The sequence below is a fragment of the Pseudomonas sp. 13B_3.2_Bac1 genome (assembly GCF_025466205.1).
Lineage (GTDB): Bacteria > Pseudomonadota > Gammaproteobacteria > Pseudomonadales > Pseudomonadaceae > Aquipseudomonas > Aquipseudomonas fluorescens_H.
The window spans coordinates 1-17,928 of record NZ_JANLOG010000138.1; the positions used below are offsets into that span (position 1 = coordinate 1).

The window sequence follows — 17,928 nt, forward strand, 5'->3', positions numbered from 1 at the left end:
AGCAAGCCCGCTCCCACATGGGATGTGTGTTGCCCCTTCAATAATCGAAAAACACCGTCTCCGCCTCAGTGCCCTGCAAAATCACATTCCACTGATAAACACCCGCCGCATCCGGCTTCGCCAGCAACGTCCCGCGGCGCTCAGCCGGCACACATTCCAGCAGCGGATCATTGACGTTCGCCGGATCGCCTTCAAAGTAGATGCGTGTCAGCAAGTGTTTGACCAGACCGCGGGCAAACACCAGCACCACCAGGTGCGGGGCCTGGGTCGAGCCCTTCAGGCCTTCGACCGTGCCCGGTTTGATCGTGGTGAAACGGAAGCGCCCTTCGGCGTCTACCGGCACCCGGCCGAAACCTTCGAAGTGCGGGTCCAGCGGTTTGTCCTGCTCGTCTTCCGGGTGCGCGTATTTGCCGGCGGCGTTGGCCTGCCAGACTTCGAGCATCGCGTCGTTGACCACATCGCCGTTGCCGTCAACGACTTGGCCGGTGATCGCCACGCGCTCGCCGAGGGTTTGTTCGACCGCGAGGTTTTCGCGGTTCAGCCAGGTCAGGCCGATGTGGTAGTACGGCCCGACGGTATGGGACGTGGTGGCAGTCAGCGTCATCTTATTTCTCCATCGGCGTGGCGTCGCGGCCACGCAAGACGATGTCCCAGCGATAGCCGAGGGCGTAAGACGGAATGGTTTTTTCCAGATCGAAAGCGGCGATCAGACGCTCCTTGGCGGAGGTGTCCGGCACGCAGTTGTAGATCGGGTCGTAGGCCAGCAGCGGGTCGCCGGGGAAATACATCTGCGTCACCAGACGGGTGAGGATGCTCGGCCCGAACAGCGAGAAATGGATGTGCGCCGGGCGCCACGCGTTGTGGTGGTTGCCCCACGGATAGGCGCCGGGCTTGATGGTCTGGAACTGATACCAGCCGTCGGCGTCGGTCACGGTGCGGCCGGTGCCGGTGAAGTTCGGGTCCAGCGGCGCGTCGTGCAGATCGCGTTTGTGGTTGTAGCGGCCGGCGGCGTTGGCCTGCCAGATCTCCACCAGAATCCCCGGCACCGGCAGACCGTTTTCGTCGAGCACACGGCCGTGAATGATGATGCGCTCGCCCAACGGCTCGCCGTCGTGCTGAGCAGTCAGGTCGTTGTCTTTCTCGGCGACGCGTTCGGCACCGATGGTCGGGCCGGTGATCTCCGACAACGAATGCGGCAGAAACACCAACGGCTTGGACGGCGAGCGCAGGTTGGTGGATTGATACGTCGGGTGCAGGTACTCAGGCTGGGTGCCTTCCTGCGGACGACGGTAGCCAGGCTTGTCAGTCATTTCGCTTTCCTCAGTTCTTATTCGTGCAGCTGTGCGTCAGACGCGTTCGATGGCCAGCGCCAGACCCTGCCCGACGCCGACGCACATGGTTGCCAGACCTTTCTTGCCGCCGGTCTTTTCCAACTGATGCAACGCGGTCAGCACCAGTCGCGCGCCGCTCATGCCCAACGGGTGACCCAAGGCAATCGCGCCACCGTTCGGGTTGACCTGCGGCGCGTCGTCGGCCAGACCCAGTTCACGCAGCACCGCCAGGCCTTGGCTGGCGAAGGCTTCGTTGAGTTCGATCACGTCGAAATCGCTGACCGCCACCCCGAGACGCTCGATCAGTTTGCGCACCGCTGGCACCGGGCCGATGCCCATCACCCGTGGCGCGACGCCGGCACTGGCCATGCCCAGCACTTTGGCGCGGGCGGTCAGGCCGTGTTTCTTCACCGCTTCAGCCGAAGCGAGAATCAGCGCGGCCGCGCCGTCGTTGACCCCGGACGCGTTGCCAGCGGTCACGGTTTTGTCCGGGCCGTTGACCGGTTTGAGTTTGCTCAGGGCTTCAAGCGTCGTGTCGGCGCGTGGATGTTCGTCCTGGCTGACCACGGTTTCGCCCTTCTTGTGGGCGATCCGCACTTCGACGATTTCCTCGGCGAAGTAGCCCGCCGCCTGCGCGGCGGCGGTGCGTTGCTGACTGCGCAGGGCGAACGCGTCCTGGTCGGCGCGCGATACTTTATAGTCGTCGGCGACGTTGTCGGCGGTCTGCGGCATCGCATCGACGCCGTACTGCGCTTTCATCAACGGGTTGATGAAACGCCAGCCGATGGTGGTGTCTTCCAGTTTCATGTTGCGCGAGAACGCCGCGTCAGCCTTGCCCATCACGAACGGCGCGCGGGACATCGACTCGACGCCGCCGGCAATCGCCAGCTCCATCTCGCCACTGGCAATGGCGCGGAACGCGGTGCCGATCGCATCCATGCCCGAAGCACAGAGACGGTTGAGGGTCACGCCCGGCACGCTGTCCGGCAAGCCCGCCAGCAGCAGCGCCATGCGCGCCACGTTGCGGTTGTCTTCGCCTGCCTGGTTGGCGCAGCCGAGGAACACTTCGTCGATGGCATTCCAGTCCACCGAGGGATTGCGCTCCATCAGCGCCTTGATCGGCACGGCGGCCAGATCGTCGGCGCGCACGGCGGCCAGACCACCGCCGAACCGGCCGATGGGGGTGCGAATCGCATCGCAGATATATACGTCACGCATCATGCTTCTCCCGGTGCCTGGCCGTGGGCGGCGGCGGTGCGCGCTTCGAGATCGCGCAGTGCAGTGAGTTCGACCTCGGTCGGTGCCGCCGTGGTTTCAACGTTGTCGGCAAAGCGGATCGCCCAACCGGTGGCTGCGATCACCTGCTCGCGGGTCACGCCCGGATGCAGTGCGGTGACCACAAATTCGTGGGTGCCCGCTTCCGGCTCCATGATGCACAGGTCGGTGATGATCCCGACCGGACCGGCCCCCGGCAGGCCCAGACGCTTGCGCGAATCGCCGCCCTCGCCGTGACCGACCGAGGTAATGAAGTCGAGCTTGTCGACGAACGACCGCGCCGACTGTTTGAGGATGATCAACACGCTTTTCGCCGAACCGGCGATTTCCGGCGCGCCACCGGCACCCGGCAGGCGCACTTTCGGTGCGTGATAGTCGCCGACCACGGTGGTGTTGATGTTGCCGAAACGGTCGACCTGCGCCGCGCCGAGAAAACCCACGTCGATGCGCCCGCCCTGCAGCCAGTAGCGAAAAATCTCACCGGTCGGCACGACAGTGTCGGCGGTCTCCGCCAACTCGCCGTCACCGATCGACAGCGGCAACACGCTTGGCTTGGCGCCAATCGGGCCGGATTCGTAGATCAGCACCACGTCCGGCGACGAAGTCAGGCGCGCGAGGTTGGCGGCTTTCGACGGCAGGCCGATGCCGACGAAGCACACCGAGCCGTTTTTCAGGCGACGGGCCGCAGCGACGGTCATCATTTCGTTGGTGGTGTAAGTCATTACTTGGCCTCCGAAGCAGCGGCCAACTTGGCCTGGAACTCGCTGAAGTCAGCGCAGCCATGGATGTATTCGTTGATCCAAGCGGTAAACGTCTCACGGTCACGGGCGATCGGATCCCACGCCTGATAGAAACGATTGTCACGCTCGGTGTAACCGTGGGCGTAGGACGGATGCGCACCGCCCGGCACGTGGCAGACCGCGCTCAAGGCCCAGGTCGGCAGCACGCAGGCGTTCATCGGGGCGTTGAGGTTATCGACGATCTCCTCGACGGTGACGATGCAACGCTTGGCCGCCAGTGCGGCTTCTTTCTGCACACCAAGAATGCCCCACAGCAGCACGTTGCCTTGGCGGTCGGCCTTCTGCGCGTGGATCACGGTCACGTCCGGACGTACCGACGGCACCGCCGCCAGCACTTCACCGGTGAACGGGCAGGTCACGGATTTGATCAGCGGGTTGACCTTCGGCAGGTCGGATCCGGCGTAGGCCCGCAGCACGGCGAACGGTAGGCCGGAAGCGCCGGCGACGTAAGCGTTGGCCAGGTCGGCGTGGCTGTGCTCTTCGATTTCCAGCGCATGCGGCCACTGCTTCTCGACCGCATCGCGCAGGCGGTGCAGCGAACCCACACCCGGGTTGCCACCCCAGGAAAAGATCAGCTTGCGTGCACAACCGGCACCGATCAGTTGGTCGTAGATCAGGTCAGGCGTCATCCGCACCAGGGTCAGATCTTTCTTGCCCTGACGAATGATTTCATGACCTGCGGCTGTCGGAATCAGGTGAGTGAAGCCTTCGAGCGCGACGGTGTCGCCGTCGTTGACGAATTGCTTCACCGCGTCGTGCAGCGAAAGGATCTCAGCCATGGAGCAGGCTCCCGTTTTTGTAGTGAATCGCCAGTGAGAAAAAGGCGCGAGGTTCAGCGCCGGAGTCACTGCAGATTAAGCCGCTGAAAATTGCCAAACAATCCGATAATCGACTGAGTGTTCGTTTATCGAACGGATTGTTACCACCCTATCAATCACAAGCAAAAGCTTCGCGAGCAAGCCCGCTCCCACATTTGAAATGTGTTTTCCCTGTGGGAGCGGGCTTGCTCGCGAAGGCGTCGGAACATGCAGCGCGGATCAAAATGACTCGACTCAAGTCGCATCCGCATGACTCACCATGCCTTTAATCACCACCGCCGTCGTCGCCAACGCCGCCGGAATCACCAGTGCCGTCAACACCTGCTCAAAGTTCCAGCCCAACCCCAGCAACGTCGCGCCCATCCACGCCCCGAGAATCGCGCCAAACCGGCCAATCCCGAGCATCCACGACACCCCGGTTGCGCGGCCCTGGGTCGGATAAAACCGCGCCGCCAGCGACGGCATCGCCGATTGCGCGCCGTTGACGCACATCCCAGCCACCAGCACCAACGTCGCGAGCAAGGTGATGTTGCCCAGGCTCTGCCCCACCGCGTAGGCAAACACCCCGGCCAGCAGATAGAACGTGCCAATGACCTTGTGCGGATTGAAGCGGTCCATCGCCCAGCCCACAGCGACCGCGCTCAACACCCCGCCGAACTGGAACAACGCGCCGATGAACGCCGCCTGCTCCATGCTCGCGCCGCTGTCACGCATCAGGGTCGGCAGCCAACTGGTCAACAGGTAGACGATGACCAGGCCCATGAAGTAGGTCAGCCACAGCAGCAAGGTGCCGGCGCTGTAGGTGCCGGAGAAAATCACCGCGAACACGTTGCGCGCCTTGACGGTTTTCTGTTCCGGCACGCTGAAGCTCGAGGCCTGCGCGACGGTGACCGGATCGATCGGCGACAAGGTCTTGCGCACTTTGTCGGTGCCGCGATTACGCACCACCAGATAGCGCGCGGATTCCGGCAGCCAGAACAGCAGCACCACCGCGAGGATCAGCGGCAGGATCCCGCCGATCAGCAACAGGCTGTGCCAGCCAAACGCCGGGATCAGCTTCGCCGAAATGAAGCCGCCGCCGGCCATGCCGAGGTTGAAACCGCAGAACATGCTGGTCACCAGCAAGGATTTCTTCCGCTCCGGGGTGTATTCCGAGAGCAGCGTGGTGGCGTTGGGCATGCCCGCGCCCAGCCCGAGACCGGTGAGGAAACGCAGCACCAGCAATTGCTCGACGTTGGTGCTGTAGGCCGAAGCCAGACTGAAAGCGCCAAACAGCAGCACCGCGCCGACCAGTACCACTTTGCGCCCGAAGCGGTCAGCCAGTGGGCCGGAACCCAGTGCGCCGAACACCATGCCGATCAGCGCAGCACTGATCACCGGGCCGAGGCTGGCGCGGTCGATGCCCCAGTCCTGGGACAAGGCCGGCGCAATAAAACCCATCGCCGCGGTGTCGAGGCCGTCGAGAAACACAATCAGGAAACACAGGATCACCACGCGCCACTGATAGCGCGAGATCGGTTGGGCATTGATGAAGGTCTGCACGTCGAGGCAGTTACCTACAGCGGACTGAGGCTGGTTCATTATTTTTATTCCACGCAAAAAACGCAGTCGAACGGCGGCCGGCCAAAAAGCGGCACGGTCACAAGAATAGAAGGCTGGAATCAGGCGTTGCGGTGAATCCGGCAACAGGGAATGGGGCTGAGACAGTCGGGGAGCATGCGCATGGTGAGTTGCCTCTTGTCATTATTATGGGAGTCGACAATCCGGCAGGCTCATTCACATCTGCGCCGGATGACGCTGCCGCGACATTAATGATCCGAGGCTTTTAGCGTCAATTCGATAAACGCAACACTGTGCGTTTATCGAACAGCTTCATCAGGCGAACAACTGGGCGCTGAGGTCGCGGCTGGCACTGAGCAGGCCCGGCAGAAAGCGTTGCTCCAGCTCGGTACGGCTGACGCGACCGGCGTGGGTGCTGACGTTGAGCGCCGCGACCACCTGGCCCGACGCGTCGTACACCGGCACGGCAATCGAACGCAGGCCTTGCTCGAGTTCCTGATCGACGATGCACCAGCCCTGCTGCCGAACTTCCTGCAGGCATTCGAGCAGACTTTCCGGGGTATGCAGGGTGCGACTGGTTTTGGCCACCAGTTCGGCATGGTCGAGGTATTCGCCCAGCGAGGTGTCGTCCAGCGCCGCCAGCAGGATTCGGCCCATCGACGTGCAATAGGCCGGCAGCCGACCGCCCACCGACAGGTCCACCGAAATCAACCGCTGCGTGGTCGCCGAACGGGCGATGTACAGAATGTCGTCGCCTTCAAGTGTGGCCATATTGCAGGCTTCGTGCAGTTGCTCGCTCATGCGGTCGAGGTACGGCTGGGCCGACACCGCCAGCGGCGTCGATGACAGATAGGCGTGGCCAAGGGTCAGGACTTTGGGCAGCAACGAATATGTGCGGCCATCGGTGGTGGCGTAACCCAGTTTGATCAAGGTGTGCAGGCAACGACGCACGGCGGCGCGGGGAATTTCCGTGCGGTGGCTGATCTGGGCGATGGTCAGGTGTCGCTTACGCTCCTGAAACGCCTGCACCACCGCCAGGCCACGGGCCAGCGAAGTCATGAAATCCGGGTCGCCGGTCAACGCCTGGATGCGCTTGGCCGGCGAAGCGACGATCGGCGGCGCCACGGAGGTGAAGGAGTTGCGCATTTGATCGTTCATTTCTTGTCCTTTTGCATCACGGATCAATGGCTATACAAGCGGCTCGCCGACAGATGCACAAGGGCCGAGACGCCAAGATTGGGCGATTATCGAACTGACGACCGATTATCGCAATCCATCAGCCGCCGTCCTTCGCGGCTTCTTCAATCGTTGGGCCAACCTGTTCAGCCAACTTTGCATGACCCATTAGTTGCTCGACTTAATGGCGCCAGAAACTGAACGCGCGTCCTTAAAGGTTTCGACAAATTTCAACTAGCGATAAAACTTGTCAGCAACAAAACGATCACACATCCCGAACCGTTTTTAACTTGGCAAAGATAGTCAATCCCGATTCGACCGCTATAATGCACCTCAGTGGCGCCGCGTTTTCACTGGCCGAGGGTGCCGCCCGCTGATGCGCTGCCTATTGCCGTCAGCCCCGGCCAGCGCCTGACGCTCATTATTCATGCACCGCCAGCGCGCTTGCTGAAACAGGAAACTGATGCTGCGTCAGTTTTAATCTGGTGCCGTAGCCGCCTGCAACATGGAAGTCTTGATCGCCCTGCCGACAACTCCAATGCCTGAACTGGCATTGCCCCTCGGTGGACGTGTTCAATCGACTCGTTGCCGTGCGTTTCACCAGACATTTATCTCAACTCAAACAGGTAGCACTGTGACGAAAGACGAACTGCGCGCGGAACTTGAGCGCCAGGAACAACGTTACAAGGAAGTTTACGGCGGGGAAGTCACCACCTACGCCGCTCAACCCGAACCGGAACGCAAGGCATGGCGTAAACGCCCCACAGTTCAGGATCAGGTTTTCCAGCAAGAACTGAAAAAGATGGAAGAAGAACTCAAAACCGAAGAGCCATGAACGGGCGATCCTGAGTTTTTCGAGGGCCTGCGTCGCCACCGGCTACAAGCACGGTGACCCGATGATGCCTTGCGCGCCCGCTACCCGCGGGCAGCGGCCACCTCCCCCGTCCTGCACGGGAAAGGAGCGTGTCTGACTCGTTTCAGAGATATTTCACACAAACGTTTGAGGCCCCTGCGCACTCGACAAAATGCCTGTTGCCTGAAAGTTTTTCCAAGCGAATCAAACACTTGAAAAACCCTGCAACACGCTCGGGCTTTGCACCTTGCAACAATTTAATTCGACATTGATTGCTACCGATGAGCAGGTAGGGGATCGATTTCCAGTCTTTTCTGGCATAATCGCGCCCCCTTATGACCGGGTCAGAAAACCTTCATGATCGATTTATTCAGCGGACTGGATGCTTGGGTGCTTGTGAGCCTCTTGCTCGCCCTGACGTTTGTCCTCGCCTTCGAGTTCATCAATGGATTTCATGACACCGCTAACGCGGTAGCCACTGTTATCTACACCAAAGCCATGCCGCCTCACCTGGCGGTGTTCTTCTCCGGTGTGTTCAACTTCCTCGGCGTGTTGCTGGGCGGCGTTGGCGTGGCGTATGCCATTGTTCACCTGCTGCCGGTAGAACTGCTGATCAATGTGAACACCGGCCATGGCCTGGCGATGGTGTTCTCGTTGCTCGCCGCGGCGATCACCTGGAACCTGGGCACCTGGTACTTCGGTATCCCGGCCTCCAGCTCCCACACCCTGATCGGCTCGATCCTCGGCGTCGGCCTGGCCAACGCCCTGATCAACAACATCCCGTTGGCCGACGGCGTGAACTGGCAGAAAGCGATCGACATTGGCGCCTCGCTGGTGTTCTCGCCAATGGCCGGTTTCCTGATCGCCGCGCTGATCCTGATCGGCCTGAAGTGGTGGCGCCCGCTGTCGAAGATGCACAAGACCCCGGAACAGCGCCGCAAGATCGACGACAAGAAGCACCCGCCGTTCTGGAATCGCCTGGTCCTGGTGATCTCGGCCATGGCCGTAAGCTTCGTGCACGGTTCCAACGATGGTCAGAAAGGCATCGGCCTGATCATGCTGGTACTGATCGGTATCGTGCCTGCGCAGTTCGTGCTTGACCTGAGCAGCACCACCTACCAGATCGAGCGCACCCGCGACGCGACCCTGCACCTGAGCCAGTTCTACAAGCGCAACGCCGATTCCCTGGGCGAATTCCTGGCCCTGGGCAAAAGTGTTGAAGGCGATCTGCCGGAAAAATTCCGCTGCAACCCGCAGCAGACCGAACCGACCATCAACGCCCTGCTTGGCACCCTTAAAGGTGTAGCGGACTACCATTCGCTGTCCTCGGAAAGCCGCATCGAAGTCCGTCGCTACTTGCTCTGCCTGGACGACACCGCGAAGAAAGTCGGCAAGCTGCCAGGCCTCGAAGCGCGTGAAAAAGCTGACCTGGACAAACTGCGCAAAGACCTGACCACCACCACTGAATACGCGCCGTTCTGGGTGATTCTGGCGGTCGCACTGGCCCTGGGCCTGGGTACCATGGTCGGCTGGAAACGCGTGGTACTGACCATCGGCGAGAAGATCGGCAAGCAAGGCATGACCTACTCTCAGGGCATGTCGGCGCAGATCACTACTGCCAGTCTGATCGGCATGGCCAACATTTTCAGCCTGCCGGTGTCCACCACCCACGTGCTGTCCTCGGGCGTGGCCGGCACCATGGTCGCCAACAAGAGCGGCCTGCAGGGCGGGACTGTTCGCACTATCCTGCTGGCGTGGGTGCTGACCTTGCCGGCGACTGTGGCGTTGTCGGCTGGGTTGTTCTGGTTGGCGTCCAAAGCGTTGGGTAGCTGATAGACCGCTGCACATGAGAAAGGCGTGATTCGTGAGGATCGCGCCTTTTTTTGTTTTGGTTGGGGTTGGAGTTGGATTGGGGGCATATCCGTTGCTGCGGGGGTTGCTGATTACGGTTCCGCCCTTACGGCGGGTCACTTTTTCCAAACGCCGGAGTGCCGGCCCAGCGAAAAAATAACCAAAAAGGCTTCCCCCGGCGTACGGCACTTCGCTGAGGCTCAGTGTTCCCTCGCTACGGTGTCCATCAGGGGGCATCGCCTACGGTTTGCTTCGCTGCACCTCCTCTCGATGTATGCGGCTCCGCCGCATGGCGCTGCGCGCCTACCCCCTGATGGACACCTTCGCTCGGCCTGTCGAAGGGGCTTGAAGATCAAAAGCCACATCAAGAGCCAGAGCCAGAGCCAGAGCCAGATCAAAAGATCGCAGCCTTCGGCAGCTCCTACATGGGATTGGGTGTATTCAGTAAGAGATTGTTCGGCTGGCAGGCCGCCTTCGCGAGCAAGCCCGCTCCCACAGTGGGGCCGGGCATATCAGTAAGAGATTGGTCGGCTGTCAGGCCGCCTTCGCGAGCAAGCCCGCTCCCACAGTAGGGCCGGGTATATCAGTAAGAGATTGGTCGGCTGTCAGGCCGCCTTCGCGAGCAAGCCCGCTCCCACAGTGGGGCCGGGTATATCAGTAAGAGATTGGTCGGCTGACAGGCCGCCTTCGCGAGCAAGCCCGCTCCCACAGTGGGGCCGGGTACATCAGTAAGAGATTGGTCGGCTGACAGGCCGCCTTCGCGAGCAAGCCCGCTCCCACAGTGGGGCCGGGTACATCAGTAAGAGATTGTTCGGCTGGCAGGCCGCCTTCGCGAGCAAGCCCGCTCCCACAGTGGGGCCGGGTACATCAGTAAGAGATTGTTCGGCTGGCAGGCCGCCTTCGCGAGCAAGCCCGCTCCCACAGTGGATTGGGGTAGGCAGTTGGAGATTGGTAGGCTGGTCGGCCGCCATCGCCAGCAGGCTGGCTCCTACAATTTAGAGAGCGTGCCCCCCCCTGCGGCGCAGCCGCCCCACTCAACACAATGAGCGTTAGCTCGAGTACCGCTTTTGATCTGAGGGCCCGTCGGCAGGCTGAGTGGAGGGATTTATCCGGGGGTGGGAGCGCAGCGACCGTTTGGCGCAGCCAAACACAGCGAGAGGAGGTGCAGCGAAGCAAACCGTAGGCGCTGCCCCCCGGATGAATCCCGGAGCGAAGGAACCCGAGCCCAGGCGAGGGCCGAACGTCAGGGTAAAGCCTTTTTGGTTACTTTTTCGGCGTCTGGAAAAAGTGACCCGCCGTAAGGGCGGAACCCTAATCAGCAACCCCCACAGAAACGGATATACCCCCAAAACCCCAAGAACATGGTCGGCCCAAAGGCCGCCAAAAACACAAAAAAAAGGGCAACCGAAGTCGCCCAAAATGCCTTGCGTGCTCATCAAACCCAGAAAGACTACTTCTTGCGCTTATTCGCATCTTTCCAGATAAAAAATCCAAACCCTGCAAAAAACAGAACCATGAGACCTACGGTCAGAACCCCGGCAAACACCACGTTATCGAAAAACATGACTGTGGCCTCCTGGCCCCTGCTTTGCTGCGATGGAGCTAAGTTAACCAATCACGCAGGCGCAGAAATTGACCAGGATCAAGTCCGGTCAACACAGAAGGCAAAGGCGGGAAAATAACTGACCTGCATCAAAGGACGCAGGGGGAGATCAACGCTTTTTCGGCTTGTTTTTCGACTTTTTCTTGGCTTTTCCCAGCGGCATCGCTTGCTCGAAGGCCTTGCGCACTTCGTTCAGGCGTTTCTCGTTGAGGTCATGCACACGCTTGGCGCGCTCGGTGCTGAGGTCGATCAGTTTGTCGTCTTGGCTCATGGCGGGTGCATCACTTAGAAGAATCACAACTGCCGCATCAAAGGCAGGACTGCGCCAATAATGCCGCCTGGCGCCGAGCCTGACCAGCCATCGACGCTGGCGACCTGGAACAATTGATATACCGCATGACGGTTTTCACCGCACAATCTGCACTTTGCCGCGAACCCAAGGATGTTTGCCGTGCCCCTGCATCAGGACCTGCCACCGCTGATGGCCCTGCGCGCCTTTGAAGCCGTGGCCCGCCATTTGAGTTTCATCAAGGCTGCCGACGAGTTGTCAGTGACCCAGAGTGCGGTCAGTCATCAGGTGCAAAAACTCGAAGAATTTCTCCGCCTGCGTCTGTTTGTCCGACGCACCCGGGCCATCGATCTGACGCCGGCCGGGCAAGCGTACTACCAGCAAATTGAACCTGCCCTCGCCGCCATCGCTGCCGCCACCCGACCACTGCGCGGTGAGCAGCCAAGCACCTTGCGCATTGGCCTGCTCGCCTCGTTCGCCACTTTATGGCTGGCACCGCGACTGGCGGATTTCAGCACGAAAAGCCCACACATCCACGTCGAACTGCTGCCCTCCGTGCAATTGGCCGATGTCGATGGTGGCGAGGTGGATCTGGCGATCCGCTATGGCAAGGGTGGCTGGCCGAAAGTCCAGGCCCGACGCTTCATGAGCGAAACCCTGACCCCGGTATGCAGCCCGGACTTCAAAGCCAATGGCGTGAAAAACGGCCCGTTGCTGATGGCCAAATCGCACCAGCCTTTCGAATGGACAGACTGGTATCAGCACAGCGGCATCGACCTGAGCCACGTCCCCAGTGTCATGCTCCATGACTACAACATCGTCGTCGAGGCGGCGGTCGCCGGTCAGGGCATCGCCATGGGCCGTCAATGCCTGATCGAACGCCGGCTCAAGGAGGGCTCGCTGGTCCCTGCCTTTGACACGCCGCCGTTGCACGGCGAAATCGGTTATTGGCTGGTCACTCCCCAGCGCCCGCCCGAGGCAGACGTGCAGAGTTTCAGCCAATGGCTGGATGAAAAAACCCACGCATGAGCGATTTCGATACATCGGATTAGATCTATCCGTTTGTCGGTGATCCGTCGCTTCAACATGCTGACGCCCTCACTCAGGAGGACTCAACATGACAGATCTGCTCAGCAAGCGCGTTGAACAACTCGGGCTGCAACTTCCGCCTCCCAGCCAGCCCATCGCCAATTACGTCAATCAGGTCGGTACGCAAAACCGCCTGTACATCTCCGGACAAATTCCGTTGATTGACGGCAAACCGGCCTTCATTGGGCGTCTGGGTGAAGCCATCAGCGAAGAGGAAGGGGTCAAGGCTGCCGAACTGGCAGCCTTGGGCCTGCTCGCACAACTGGGCGATGCCTTGGGCGATGATCTGTCCAGGCTGGGACGTATCCTGCGACTCGGCGTTTTTATCGCCACCACGCCCGACTTTCAACGCCAGGGCGCTGTGGCCAACGGTGCTTCGAATCTGCTGGTCAACGCGCTCGGTGAAAAGGGCAGGCATGTCCGTACCGCCGTGGGTGTGTGCAGCCTGCCGAGCGGTGTGGCGGTTGAAGTCGACGCGATTTTCGAGCTGCTCCCGTGAATGCCGAGGCCGTCGAATATCTGCGAGCGGCCACGCCCGGCTGCGCCCGGATCATTCACTTCAACCATGCGGGTGCCTCCCTTCCGAGCCAGGCAACCCTCGATGCAATCATCGAGCAGTTGCAACGCGAAGCGCTCGGCGGCCCGATGGAGGCTGCTGATACTCAACTGCAGCACAGAGCTCGCAGCGCCGCCGCGACACTGCTCAATGCTCCCCCGGACGACGTCGCTTTCGCCAGCAGCGGCTCTGCGGCATGGAGTCAGGCGTTCAATGCGCTGGGGCCGTGGCAACCCGGCGAGCGGATCCTCGTCGGACGTCACGAATGGGCCGGTAATCTGGCCTGCATGGCTGAAGCGGTAAAGGCCGGTGCGCGACTGCAGGTGATCCCCTGCGATACCGATGGCGCTGTCGATCCGCAAGCGCTCGCGCAGATGATCGATCGTCACGTGCGCCTGATCGCCCTGACCTGGCTGCCGGCCAATGGCGGCCTCATCAACCCGGCCGCGCGAATCGGTCAGGTCGCTCGACAACATGGAGTCCCATACTTCATCGACGCCGGTCAGGCGCTGGGGCAGTTGCCCTGCGACGTCCAGGCCTTGCAGTGCGATGTGCTCAAGGGGGCCGGGCGCAAGTTTCTGCGCGGGCCGCGGGGTACGGCATTGATGTACATCCGGGGGGCGTTTCTGCAACGGCTGTTGCCACAGCAACGCGATGTGTTTTCGGCGCCTTGGGATGGCCGGCGCTTCACCCTGCGCGATGATGCGCGCCGTTTTGAAACCAGTGAAGTGTCGCTGGCCCTCCTGGCCGGGCTGGCCAATGCGCTGGAAGAACACAATCGGATCGGCGCACGCTCGATTCGCCAGCGCATCCGGCGCTTGAGCGATCACCTGCGTCAACGCCTGCCGAGCATTCCCGGCCTGACCCTGCGCAATCTCGGTCCGGCGGACCAACAGTCCGGGCTGATCGCCTTCACCCTTGAGGGCTGGGATTGTGTCGAACTGAAGCAGGCGCTGGCTGCACGGCGAATCAACATCGGCGCCAACGGCGTGGCCTACACGCCCCTCGACATGCAGGCCCGCGGGCTCGAAAGCCTGGCGCGGGTGGCGGTGAGCTATCTGAATACTGAAGAGGAAATCGATGTGTTGCTGGCCAGTCTGGGCGAGCTGGCGGCGGCGCCTCAGATCTCGATATCGACCCACAAGCCTTGACGCGGCTGATCTTCCATCAGCGGCACCACCGGCACGGTGTTGTCAGCATTCAGCTCGGTGCCCGGCACGGCCAGATGTTCTTCCGGGTCTTCGTCGGCTTCGCGACGGCGACGATCACGCTCCTGCTGGCGACGCTGTTCTTCGCGCGCCAGTAGTCGATCCTCTTCCGGATCGCGCTTTTGCAGATCGATCGTGCTTTCGTTGGAGCTTTCCTGCACCGGCACCACCGGAGGAATGTCCGGCCGCTGGCGAATCGGATCCTGCTGGGAAGTGATCGGCACAGCGCTCAGGGGGAGCATCGGTGGCAGCATATATAGGGTCTCCTGTCAGCTAGCTATCGGCTGCGGCAAAGGCGCCTTGAGCCATCCGTCGCAAATCTGTGACGCACTTGGCACCTGCAGGAGCTGCCGCAGGCTGCGATCCTTTAATCGGACACCACGAATCTCAAGTGTTTCCAAAGATCAAAGGATCGCCGCCTGCGGCAGCGCCTACCCAGTAATCTTTGGCCCTGAAGCCTGCATTCCGTTAAGATAGCCCGCTTTTTCAAGGTGGGAGTCAGGCAGCATGGCGCAGCAGTATCAACCGGGGCAACGCTGGATCAGTGACAGCGAAGCAGAGCTTGGTTTAGGCACCGTTCTGGCACAGGACGGCCGCTTGTTGACCGTGCTTTACCCGGCCACTGGCGAAACCCGCCAGTACGCGCTACGGAATGCGCCCCTCACCCGCGTGCGGTTCTCGCCGGGTGACACCATTACTCACTTCGAAGGCTGGAAGATGACCGTGCGCGAAGTCGACGACGTCGACGGGTTGATGGTCTATCACGGTCTCAACGGGCAGAACGAAGCCGTTACCCTGCCGGAAACCCAGCTGTCGAACTTCATTCAGTTCCGTCTGGCCAGCGACCGTCTGTTCGCCGGGCAGATCGACCCGCTGTCGTGGTTCTCCCTGCGCTACAACACCCTGGAACACACCAGCCGCCAGTTGCAGTCCTCGCTCTGGGGCCTGGGCGGCGTGCGTGCGCAGCCAATCGCGCACCAGTTGCACATCGCCCGTGAAGTCGCCGACCGCATCGCGCCACGGGTTCTGCTGGCGGACGAAGTGGGTCTGGGGAAAACCATCGAAGCCGGTCTGGTGATCCATCGCCAACTGCTCTCGGGCCGCGCCAACCGTGTGCTGATCCTGGTTCCGGAAAACCTGCAGCACCAGTGGCTGGTGGAAATGCGCCGCCGTTTCAACCTGCAGGTCGCGCTGTTCGACGAAGAACGCTTCATCGAAAGCGATGCCACCAACCCGTTCGAAGACACCCAGCTGGCATTGGTTGCCCTGGAATGGCTGGTCGAAGACGAGAAGGCGCAGGACGCCTTGTTCGCCGCCGGCTGGGACCTGATGGTGGTCGACGAAGCCCACCACCTGGTGTGGCACGAAGACAAGGCCAGCCCTGAGTATTCGCTGGTCGAACAACTGGCTGAAGTGATTCCCGGCGTGCTGCTGCTCACCGCAACCCCGGAACAGCTCGGTCAAGACAGCCACTTCGCCCGTCTGCGCCTGCTCGACCCGAACCGTTTCCATGACCTGGCCGCGTTCCGCGCCGAGAGCGAGAACTATCGCCCGGTGGCCGAAGCCGTTCAGGAACTGCTCGACAAAGGGCGCCTGTCGCCTGCAGCACACAAGACCATCCACGGTTTCCTCGGCAACGAAGGCGAAGCCCTGCTGACTGCGGTCAACGATGGCGACAGCGAAGCCAGCGCGCGTCTGGTGCGTGAACTGCTCGACCGCCACGGCACCGGCCGCGTGCTGTTCCGTAACACCCGCGCCGCCGTGCAGGGTTTCCCGGAGCGCAAACTGCACCCGTACCCGCTGCCATGCCCGGACGAATACCTCGAACTGCCGCTGGGCGATCACGCCGAGCTGTACCCGGAAGTCAGCTTCCAGGCCCAGCCTGACGCCAGCGAAGAAGAGCGCTGGTGGAAATTCGATCCGCGCGTCGAGTGGCTGATCGATCAGCTGAAAATGCTCAAGCGCACCAAAGTGCTGGTGATCTGCGCCCACGCCGAAACCGCGATGGACCTGGAAGACGCCCTGCGCGTACGCTCCGGCATCCCGGCCACGGTGTTCCACGAGGGCATGAACATCCTCGAGCGTGACCGCGCCGCCGCCTACTTCGCCGACGAAGAGTTTGGCGCACAGGTGCTGATCTGCTCGGAAATCGGCAGTGAAGGGCGCAACTTCCAGTTCGCGCACCACCTGGTGCTGTTCGATCTGCCGTCGCACCCGGACCTGCTCGAGCAGCGTATCGGGCGTCTCGACCGGATCGGTCAGAAGCACATCATCGAACTGCACGTGCCGTACCTGGAAACCAGTCCGCAAGAGCGCCTGTTCCAGTGGTACCACGAAGCGCTGAACGCGTTCCTCAACACCTGCCCGACCGGCAACGCCTTGCAGCATCAGTTCGGCCCGCGCCTGCTGCCGCTGCTTGAAGAAGCCGATGACGGCGAGTGGCAAGCGCTGATCGACGAAGCCCGCGCCGAGCGCGAGCGTCTGGAACAAGAGCTGCACACCGGTCGCGACCGTCTGCTGGAACTCAACTCCGGCGGTGCTGGCGAAGGTGACGCGCTGGTCGAGGCGATCCTTGAGCAGGACGACCAGTTCGCCCTGCCGATCTACATGGAAACCCTGTTCGACGCGTTCGGCATCGACAGCGAAGACCACTCGGAAAACGCCCTGATCCTCAAGCCGAGCGAGAAGATGCTCGACGCCAGCTTCCCGCTGGGTGACGACGAAGGCGTGACCATCACCTACGACCGCAACCAGGCGCTGTCGCGCGAAGACATGCAGTTCATCACCTGGGAACACCCGATGGTGCAGGGCGGCATGGATCTGGTGCTGTCCGGTTCGATGGGCAACACCGCCGTCGCGCTGATCAAGAACAAGGCGCTGAAACCGGGCACCGTTCTGCTGGAACTGCTCTACGTCAGCGAAGTGGTTGCACCGCGCTCGCTGCAACTGGGCCGCTACCTGCCGCCGGCCGCCCTGCGCTGCCTGCTCGACGCTAACGGCAACGATCTGTCGCCGCGGGTCTCGTTCGAAACCCTCAACGATCAACTGGAAAGCGTGCCACGTGCCAGCGCCAACAAGTTCATCCAGGCCCAGCGCGATCAGCTGACGCCACGGATCAACGCCGGTGAAGACAAGATTGCCCCGCGTCACGCCGAGCGCGTGGCCGAGGCCCGTCGTCGTCTGGCGGCCGATACCGAAGAAGAACTGGCGCGCCTGACCGCGTTGCAAGCGGTCAACCCGACCGTGCGCGACAGCGAACTGGATGCGTTGCGCAAGCAGCGTGAACTGGGTCTGGCGATGCTGGATAAAGCGGCGCTGCGTCTGGAAGCGATCCGGGTGTTGGTAGCGGGTTAAACCGCCCTGCTTCAGTGCTGAAAACAAGAAGGCCCGCAGTGATGCGGGCCTTTTTGTTTGTCTGTTATTTATCCGGTGATGCTACTGGCCCTTTCGCGAGCAGGCTCGCTCCCACAGGGATTGTGTTCACGCTGGAGATCCAATGTGGGAGCGGGCTTGCTCGCG

16 protein-coding genes are annotated in these 17,928 nt (G+C 61.6%); 6 read left to right on the top strand and 10 right to left on the bottom strand.

Annotated elements, in window-relative coordinates:
• Positions 1 to 37: 37 nt before the first annotated feature.
• The 7 genes from pcaG to pcaR form a co-directional block, all read right to left on the bottom strand.
• Positions 38 to 604 carry a protocatechuate 3,4-dioxygenase subunit alpha gene (gene pcaG, locus NTD85_RS22305; RefSeq protein WP_003222412.1) on the bottom strand — a complete coding sequence of 189 codons (567 nt, stop codon included), beginning with the start codon at positions 602 to 604 and terminating at the stop codon, positions 38 to 40.
• A 1-nt stretch (position 605) separates the two neighbouring features.
• Positions 606 to 1,310, bottom strand: a complete 705-nt coding sequence (gene pcaH, locus NTD85_RS22310) for a protocatechuate 3,4-dioxygenase subunit beta (RefSeq protein ID WP_027614394.1) — start codon at positions 1,308 to 1,310, stop codon at positions 606 to 608.
• Positions 1,311 to 1,346: 36 nt separating this feature from the next.
• Positions 1,347 to 2,552 (bottom strand): 3-oxoadipyl-CoA thiolase, encoded by a 1,206-nt coding sequence (gene pcaF, locus NTD85_RS22315; RefSeq protein ID WP_262143239.1) that lies wholly within the window; start codon positions 2,550 to 2,552, stop codon positions 1,347 to 1,349.
• Entirely contained in the window at positions 2,549 to 3,328 is a 780-nt protein-coding gene (locus NTD85_RS22320) for a CoA-transferase subunit beta (RefSeq protein ID WP_103485655.1), read from the bottom strand. The genes pcaF and NTD85_RS22320 overlap by 4 nt, the downstream gene beginning before the upstream one ends.
• Complete coding sequence (locus NTD85_RS22325) at positions 3,328 to 4,185, bottom strand: CoA transferase subunit A (RefSeq protein ID WP_003222404.1); 858 nt, start codon at positions 4,183 to 4,185, stop codon at positions 3,328 to 3,330. Before NTD85_RS22325 ends, NTD85_RS22320 begins: the two co-directional genes overlap by 1 nt.
• 273 nt (positions 4,186 to 4,458) lie before the next feature.
• The gene (locus tag NTD85_RS22330) at positions 4,459 to 5,805 is read right to left on the bottom strand and encodes an MFS transporter (protein WP_262143240.1); all 1,347 of its coding nucleotides are present in this window, start codon (positions 5,803 to 5,805) and stop codon (positions 4,459 to 4,461) included.
• A gap of 294 nt (positions 5,806 to 6,099) precedes the next feature.
• A complete protein-coding gene (gene pcaR, locus NTD85_RS22335) occupies positions 6,100 to 6,942 on the bottom strand; it encodes a pca regulon transcriptional regulator PcaR (protein WP_003222399.1) in 843 nt (280 codons plus the stop codon).
• A gap of 652 nt (positions 6,943 to 7,594) precedes the next feature.
• Between pcaR and NTD85_RS22340 the strand changes: the two genes are divergently transcribed.
• Positions 7,595 to 7,795: a hypothetical protein gene (locus tag NTD85_RS22340; protein WP_003222398.1), complete on the top strand. Its 201-nt coding sequence runs from the start codon at positions 7,595 to 7,597 to the stop codon at positions 7,793 to 7,795.
• A 375-nt stretch (positions 7,796 to 8,170) separates the two neighbouring features.
• A complete protein-coding gene (locus NTD85_RS22345) occupies positions 8,171 to 9,646 on the top strand; it encodes an inorganic phosphate transporter (protein ID WP_003222397.1) in 1,476 nt (491 codons plus the stop codon).
• 1,468 nt (positions 9,647 to 11,114) lie between these two features.
• Here the strand turns inward: NTD85_RS22345 and ccoM are convergent.
• On the bottom strand, positions 11,115 to 11,228 hold the full coding sequence (ccoM, locus tag NTD85_RS27675; protein WP_003222396.1) for a cytochrome c oxidase subunit CcoM: 114 nt from the start codon (positions 11,226 to 11,228) through the stop codon (positions 11,115 to 11,117).
• A 148-nt stretch (positions 11,229 to 11,376) separates the two neighbouring features.
• A complete protein-coding gene (locus tag NTD85_RS22350) occupies positions 11,377 to 11,538 on the bottom strand; it encodes a hypothetical protein (RefSeq protein WP_177327516.1) in 162 nt (53 codons plus the stop codon).
• Positions 11,539 to 11,718: 180 nt separating this feature from the next.
• Here NTD85_RS22350 and NTD85_RS22355 point away from each other — a divergent pair, with 180 nt between their 5' ends.
• The 3 genes from NTD85_RS22355 (at position 11,719) to NTD85_RS22365 (ending at position 14,352) form a co-directional block, all read left to right on the top strand.
• Complete coding sequence (locus NTD85_RS22355; protein WP_262143241.1) at positions 11,719 to 12,585, top strand: LysR substrate-binding domain-containing protein; 867 nt, start codon at positions 11,719 to 11,721, stop codon at positions 12,583 to 12,585.
• Between the two features lie 88 nt (positions 12,586 to 12,673).
• The gene (locus NTD85_RS22360; RefSeq protein WP_262143242.1) at positions 12,674 to 13,144 is read left to right on the top strand and encodes a RidA family protein; all 471 of its coding nucleotides are present in this window, start codon (positions 12,674 to 12,676) and stop codon (positions 13,142 to 13,144) included.
• A complete protein-coding gene (locus tag NTD85_RS22365) occupies positions 13,141 to 14,352 on the top strand; it encodes an aminotransferase class V-fold PLP-dependent enzyme (protein WP_262143243.1) in 1,212 nt (403 codons plus the stop codon). Before NTD85_RS22360 ends, NTD85_RS22365 begins: the two co-directional genes overlap by 4 nt.
• Here NTD85_RS22365 and NTD85_RS22370 read toward each other — a convergent pair.
• Positions 14,322 to 14,663 carry a hypothetical protein gene (locus tag NTD85_RS22370; protein ID WP_003222394.1) on the bottom strand — a complete coding sequence of 114 codons (342 nt, stop codon included), beginning with the start codon at positions 14,661 to 14,663 and terminating at the stop codon, positions 14,322 to 14,324. The two genes, NTD85_RS22365 and NTD85_RS22370, sit on opposite strands and share 31 nt — an antisense overlap.
• A gap of 253 nt (positions 14,664 to 14,916) precedes the next feature.
• On the opposite strand from NTD85_RS22370, the gene rapA reads away from it, so the two are divergent.
• Complete coding sequence (rapA, locus tag NTD85_RS22375; protein ID WP_003222393.1) at positions 14,917 to 17,763, top strand: RNA polymerase-associated protein RapA; 2,847 nt, start codon at positions 14,917 to 14,919, stop codon at positions 17,761 to 17,763.
• Positions 17,764 to 17,928: the final 165 nt, after the last annotated feature.

Bases quoted from the DNA above. Each gene is read 5' to 3' on its own strand.
- pcaG (WP_003222412.1), bottom strand. From the start codon at position 604: ATGACGCTGACTGCCACCACGTCCCATACCGTCGGGCCGTACTACCAC.
- pcaH (WP_027614394.1), bottom strand. From the start codon at position 1,310: ATGACTGACAAGCCTGGCTACCGTCGTCCGCAGGAAGGCACCCAGCCT.
- pcaF (WP_262143239.1), bottom strand. From the start codon at position 2,552: ATGATGCGTGACGTATATATCTGCGATGCGATTCGCACCCCCATCGGC.
- NTD85_RS22320 (WP_103485655.1), bottom strand. From the start codon at position 3,328: ATGACTTACACCACCAACGAAATGATGACCGTCGCTGCGGCCCGTCGC.
- NTD85_RS22325 (WP_003222404.1), bottom strand. From the start codon at position 4,185: ATGGCTGAGATCCTTTCGCTGCACGACGCGGTGAAGCAATTCGTCAAC.
- NTD85_RS22330 (WP_262143240.1), bottom strand. From the start codon at position 5,805: ATGAACCAGCCTCAGTCCGCTGTAGGTAACTGCCTCGACGTGCAGACC.
- pcaR (WP_003222399.1), bottom strand. From the start codon at position 6,942: ATGAACGATCAAATGCGCAACTCCTTCACCTCCGTGGCGCCGCCGATC.
- NTD85_RS22345 (WP_003222397.1), top strand. From the start codon at position 8,171: ATGATCGATTTATTCAGCGGACTGGATGCTTGGGTGCTTGTGAGCCTC.
- ccoM (WP_003222396.1), bottom strand. From the start codon at position 11,228: ATGTTTTTCGATAACGTGGTGTTTGCCGGGGTTCTGACCGTAGGTCTC.
- NTD85_RS22350 (WP_177327516.1), bottom strand. From the start codon at position 11,538: ATGAGCCAAGACGACAAACTGATCGACCTCAGCACCGAGCGCGCCAAG.
- NTD85_RS22360 (WP_262143242.1), top strand. From the start codon at position 12,674: ATGACAGATCTGCTCAGCAAGCGCGTTGAACAACTCGGGCTGCAACTT.
- NTD85_RS22370 (WP_003222394.1), bottom strand. From the start codon at position 14,663: ATGCTGCCACCGATGCTCCCCCTGAGCGCTGTGCCGATCACTTCCCAG.
- rapA (WP_003222393.1), top strand. From the start codon at position 14,917: ATGGCGCAGCAGTATCAACCGGGGCAACGCTGGATCAGTGACAGCGAA.